Below are 225 nucleotides of genomic sequence, written 5' to 3' on the forward strand. Positions count from 1 at the left end.
CCATCAGCGATCGCCGATTCTTCTACCTCTTCCGMCACTTCCGCCACTTCCGCCACTTCCGCCACCGCTTCCGTCTCTTCTAGTGTCTCTTCTGGTGTAGCCGCTTCTGTMGSTGTCTGGGCGWCMATTACWTCATCMGMGTTAGCCGATTCTTCTACCTTTTCCGACACTTCCGCCACTTTCGCCACCGCTTCAGTCTCTTCTAGTGTCTCTTCTGGTGTAGCC

Annotated in this window: 1 pseudogene; it reads right to left on the minus strand. The window is 55.3% G+C overall.

Annotated elements, in window-relative coordinates:
- Positions 1 to 225, minus strand: a pseudogene (locus B9T16_RS29840) (PBS lyase); the annotation flags it as partial.

This window comes from Arthrospira sp. PCC 8006, from assembly GCF_046480465.1.
In the GTDB taxonomy this organism is placed as follows: domain Bacteria; phylum Cyanobacteriota; class Cyanobacteriia; order Cyanobacteriales; family Microcoleaceae; genus Limnospira; species Limnospira platensis.